This is a genomic window from Streptomyces sp. OfavH-34-F (genome assembly GCF_022347745.1).
Lineage (GTDB): Bacteria > Actinomycetota > Actinomycetes > Streptomycetales > Streptomycetaceae > Streptomyces.
In genome coordinates, this window is sequence record NZ_JAKRGC010000445.1 from 1 (window position 1) to 4041 (window position 4041).

Consider the following 4041-nt stretch of genomic DNA (forward strand, 5'->3'; position numbering starts at 1 on the left):
CGCCTGCGCGACCACCGCCGCGTCCACGAAGCGGCCGTCCGGCAGCGCCTGGGCGCCGGCCCGGGCGCGGGCCGCCTCCACGATCTCGAGGGCCGCCTCCACCTCCTGCGGCGTCGGGCGGTACGCCCGCTCGATCACCGGAAGCTGCCGGGGGTGGATCGCCGCCCGGCCCAGGAAGCCCAGCGCACGGCCCCGGGCGCAGGAGGACCACAGCCCGTCCAGGTCCCGCACGTCCGCGAAGACCGACTGGGCCGGCGGCGGCAGACCGGCCGCGCGGGCGGCGACCACCACCCGGCTGCGCGCCCAGTCGAGCCCCGCGTCCTCCCGTACGCCCAGATCGGCGCGCAGGTCCGCCTCGCCCAGCGCGACCGCCCGGACCTGGGGGTGGGCGGAGGCCACCGAGTACGCGTGCTCGATCCCGAGCGCCGACTCCAGCAGCGGGCACAGGGCGACCCCGGGGGCCAGCGCCGCGAGGTGGTGGACGGACGCGGCATGGGTGATCTTCGGCAGCCGCAGCCCCGCGAGCCCCGGCAGCCCGGCCAGCGCCAGCACGTCCGCCTCGTCGTTCACCCGGACATGGACGGGCGGCGCCGCGGCGGACGGTGGGTCGGACAGCAGCTCGGCGGTCGCGGAGCGGGCGTACTCCCTGCGGTCGGGGGCGACCGCGTCCTCCAGGTCCACGATCACCACGTCCGCCCCCGACCCGGCCGCCTTGCGGACGACGTCCGGCCGGTCACCGGGCACGTACAGCAGGGTGAGCGGAGCCGCCGCGCTCACAGCACCCGCTCCGCCCGCAGCGCCTCGATCTCCGGCCCGCTCAGCCCCAGCTCGGTCAGGATCTCCTCGGTGTCGGCGCCGTGCGGGCGGCCCGCCCAGCGGATCGCCCCCGGCGTCCGGGACAGCCGGAAGAGGACGTTCTGCATCCGCAGCGGGCCCAGTTCCGGGTCGTCGATCTCGGTGACGGAGTCCAGCGCCCGGTACTGCGGGTCCTCCAGCACGTCCCGGACGTCCTGGACCGGCGCGATGGCGGCCTCCGCCTTCTCGAACGCGGACAGCGCCTCCTCGCGGGAGTGCCGGCCGATCCAGTGGCCCACGGCCTCGTCCAGCTCGTCGCTGTGCCCGGCGCGGCCGGTGCCCGTGGCGAACCACGGCTCTTCGATCAGGTCCGGCCGGCCCACCAGCCGCATCACCCGCTCCGCGACGGACTGCGCGGAGGTGGAGACGGCCACCCACTGCCCGTCCGAGGTGCGGTAGGTGTTGCGCGGGGCGTTGTTGCGCGAGCGGTTCCCGGTGCGCGGCTGCACGTAACCCAGCTGGTCGTACCAGAGGGGCTGCGGGCCGAGCACCGTCAGGATCGGCTCGATGATCGCCATGTCCACCACCTGGCCCTCGCCGGTGCGGTCCCGGCCGGCCAGCGCCGCCATCACCGCGTACGCCGTGGCGAGCGCCGCGATCGAGTCCGCCAGGCCGAACGGCGGCAGGGTCGGCGGCCCGTCCGGCTCCCCGGTGATCGCCGCGAAGCCGCTCATCGCCTCGGCGAGCGTCCCGAAGCCGGGCCGGTGGGCGTACGGGCCGAACTGGCCGAAGCCCGTGACGCGCACCAGCACCAGGCGCGGGTTGACGGCGTGCAGTTCGTCCGGCCCCAGGCCCCACCGCTCCAGCGTGCCCGGCCGGAAGTTCTCGATGATCACATCGGTGCCGGCGGCCAGCCGCAGGAGCAGGTCGCGGCCCTCGGGGACGGAGAGGTCGAGCGTCAGGTTGCGCTTGTTGCGGCCGAGGATCTTCCACCACAGGCCGACGCCGTCCTTCGCCGGCCCGTGGCCGCGCGAGGGATCGGGGCGCACCGGATGCTCGACCTTGATCACCTCGGCGCCGAAGTCGCCCAGCATCGTCGCGCAGAGCGGGCCCGCGAAGAGGGTGGCGAGATCGACGACCCGCAGTCCGGTCAGCGGCGGCGCCGCGGGGGCGCTCACGCGGCGTCGATTTCGCCGCGGTACGGCATGGAGACCGAGGCGCCCGGCTTCTGCACGCAGAGCGCGGCGGCGGCCGAGGCCCAGGCGATGGCCTGCGGCACCGGGCGGCCCTCGCCGAGCGCCACGGCCAGGGTGCCGACGAAGGTGTCCCCGGCGCCCGTGGTGTCCACCGCGGTGACCTCCGGCGCGGGGAAGAGAGTGCTGCGCCCGGCCCGGTCCGCGTACAGGCAGCCCTTGGCGCCGAGCGTGATGAGGACCGCGGGGACCTGGCCGAGCAGGATCTCCGCCGCCGCGTGCGGGTCGTCGTAGCCGGACAGCTCCGCCGCCTCGTGCTCGTTGGGGACCAGCAGGTCGATGTGGTCGAGGAGTTCGGCCGGCAGCTTGCGTACCGGCGAGGGGGTGAGCACCGTCCGTACGCCCTGGGCGTGGCCGGCCCGGGCGCCCTCGATCACGGCGGACAGCGGCAGTTCCAGCTGGAGCAGCAGCAGGTCGGACTCGGCGATGGCGGCCATCTCGCCGGGCCCGAGCGCGGTCACGGTGCCGTTGGCGCCGGGGATGACGACGATCGCGTTGGAGCCGGCCGCGTCCACCACGATGTGGGCGGTGCCGCTGGGGCCCTCTGCGGTGTGCAGCAGGTCGGTGTCCACCCCGGAGTGCTCCAGGTTCTCCCGCATCCGCACGCCGTACTCGTCGTTGCCGACCGCGCCGATCATCAGTACGTCACCGCCGGCGCGGGCGGCGGCGACGGCCTGGTTGGCGCCCTTGCCGCCCGGGATGGTGCGGAACTCCCGTCCGGTGACGGTCTCGCCGCGCTCCGGGGCCCGGTCAACGTAGGCCACAAGATCCATGTTGGTGCTGCCGAGCACCGCGACTCTGGTCATGGGCGGAGTGCCTCCTCGTGGGTGAGCCGGTGGGTGAGTCCGGCGAGGGTGTCGAAACCGGCCGCGTCGAAGCCGGGGACGGACGTGGCGAGCCGGTTCTTCAGCGGGGCCGTCCACCGCTCGGGCAGCGCGTCCGGCCGTCCGGCGAGCAGTCCGGCGAGCGAACCGGCGGTCGCCCCGTTGGAGTCGGTGTCCCAGCCGCCGGACACCACCTTGCAGATGGACGCGGTGAAGTCGCCGTCGGCATGGGTGAGGGCGGCGGCCAGCAGGGCCGCGTTGGGCAGCACATGCACCCAGTGATACCTGCCGTACGCGGTGTGCAGCCGGTCCACGACCGTATCGAAGTCCCGGTCCGCGCGGGCGGCGGCGATGCCGTCCCGGACCGCGCGGGCGAACCGCGAGCGGGGCGGCACCACGCGCAGCCCGGTGGCCAGGCAGCCGTGCACATCGGTCTCGCCGGCGGCCGCCTCGGCCAGCGCGGCCGCCGTGAACATCGCGCCGTAGACGCCGTTGCCGGTGTGGGTGAGGACCGCGTCCCGGTACGCCTGCTCCGCCGCCCCGGCCGGGTCGCCGGGCCGGGTCCAGCCGTGCACGTCGGCCCGGATCAGCGCCCCGATCCACTCCCGGAACGGGTTGCGGCGGCGGGCGGTGTCCGGCGGCTCGACACCGTCCAGCAGATTGCGGTACGCGACGCGCTCCGCGGTGAACGTACGCCCCGCCGGAAGCTCCTCCAGCCACAGCCGGGCCAGGTCGGCGGTGGTGAACGCGGTGCCGTGCCGCTGGAGCAGGAGCAGGGTGAGCAGCGGGTGGTCGAGGTCGTCGTCCTCGGGCATGCCGTCGATGTTCTCGGCGAGCGAGGTGGCCGCGGAGCGCCGGTTCCACGGATAGGCGGCGGCCAGCGGCGCGGGCACGCCCCGGCCGGTGAACCAGGTGTCGAGCGGCCAGTTCCCGGTGGCACGGGCCAGGGCGCGGATGCCGGCCAGCGGCAGCTTCTCGACCGGTTTGCCGAGCAGGCAGCCGGCCGCCCGGCCCAGCCAGGCCGCGTGCAGCCGCTCCCGGCTCGCCGGCCGGCCGCCCCGGGGGCGCGGCCACTGCGGGCAGGCGGTCCGGATCGCGTCCAGGCCGTCCGGTTCGTCGGCGGCCAGCGGGGACTCCAGCAGGGCGAGTTCGTCGAGCAGTTGTTCGGC

The 4041-nt window shown here is 75.5% G+C and carries 4 protein-coding genes; all 4 read right to left on the minus strand.

The features are described 5' to 3' along the window. A partial coding sequence (locus MHW47_RS32960; RefSeq protein ID WP_239227517.1) for a CoA ester lyase occupies positions 1-777 on the minus strand: 777 nt, incomplete at its 3' end. Then, the gene (locus MHW47_RS32965; protein WP_239227518.1) at positions 774-1973 is read right to left on the minus strand and encodes a CaiB/BaiF CoA-transferase family protein; all 1200 of its coding nucleotides are present in this window, start codon (positions 1971-1973) and stop codon (positions 774-776) included. The genes MHW47_RS32965 and MHW47_RS32960, both read right to left, overlap by 4 nt. Further along, entirely contained in the window at positions 1970-2854 is an 885-nt protein-coding gene (gene rbsK, locus MHW47_RS32970) for a ribokinase (protein ID WP_239227519.1), read from the minus strand. The genes MHW47_RS32965 and rbsK overlap by 4 nt, the downstream gene beginning before the upstream one ends. After that, positions 2851-4041: ADP-ribosylglycohydrolase family protein (locus MHW47_RS32975; protein ID WP_239227520.1), on the minus strand; the 1191-nt coding region annotated here is incomplete at its 5' end. The genes MHW47_RS32975 and rbsK, both read right to left, overlap by 4 nt.